This window comes from Cytobacillus sp. IB215665 (genome assembly GCF_033963835.1).
Taxonomy (GTDB): Bacteria; Bacillota; Bacilli; order Bacillales; family SM2101; genus Nanhaiella.
In genome coordinates this window covers 1-1,084 of sequence record NZ_JAXBME010000046.1, presented here as the reverse complement: position 1 = coordinate 1,084, position 1,084 = coordinate 1, and the positions used below count along the sequence as shown (strand labels likewise).

Annotated in this window: 1 protein-coding gene; it reads left to right on the top strand. The window is 28.7% G+C overall.

The features are described from left to right. The coding region (locus SLH52_RS23215) for a CAP domain-containing protein (RefSeq protein WP_320211561.1) at positions 1–289 on the top strand (289 nt) is incomplete at its 5' end. Between the last annotated feature and the right edge of the window lie 795 nt (positions 290–1,084).

Genomic DNA, 1,084 nt, shown 5'->3' with positions numbered 1-1,084 from the left:
AAGTAAAGTAGCACGTACTAAATCTGCTGATATGCAGTCTAACAAATATTTTGACCATAATAGCCCAACTTACGGCTCACCTTTTGATATGATGAAAAAGTTCGGTATCACATATAAATCAGCTGGAGAAAATATTGCTTACGGTCAAAAAACACCTCAAGAAGTTGTGAATGCTTGGATGAATAGTGAAGGTCACCGTAAAAACATTTTAAATTCTAGCTTCACTCATATTGGTGTTGGTTATGTTGAACAAGGGAACTATTGGACTCAAATGTTTATTAGTAAATAATAAAACTATTAATCTCAAAGTTAGCTATTCTTAGAAACATAGAATAGCTAACTTTTTTTCGTATTAAAATTTCTAATTCGACATTTTAGAATGGTATATACATCATTTTTTACATCTTAAGCTTCTGTTTGGTACCTTTGTTCCAAACATTAAGTCTGTATATATTCATGATCAGCACTTTTTAATTGTCGATGAATGGCTCATTTCGTAACTTTTGTTGCTATTGTTATCAATTTAATAAAAAAAGTGGATTTACATTGTTAGTCTTCGTTGTACAGAACAAAAGATGCCACGAACACTAGTTGTGTACGGTTTATTTCTTTATGCGATAACAACTTATTAAAAGAACGTAAAAATTATTAGAAGACTTTTTAAAGTCAAATTGCCTTTGTTTCAAATTTTATTTAATAACAATCTTCGCATTCAGTAACAGTAATTTCTAAACATGGCTATACATAAATATTTTTTCAATATATCCATGTGATGATTACACGTATTTTAACATCATGTTACTAAATGTAATATGCTTGAAATAAAATATGCAATCTAAAAAGTTGTCAATACTTATATCGATGTAGTATTTCTCTTTTATGTTTATATATGGTATTTTAACATATGCACGTATACCTTTATATTTGTAGCTCAGGCTTGACCTCTCAATGTTCTATCAGTTTTTTAACTATTCTTTCATTTATATTGGGAATTCGAACCAGAAATATGACAAAAAACAGCTGTTATAGTGGATATGTAAGATAAACAACGAGGAGGAATAACAATATGAAAAAAACATTCTTA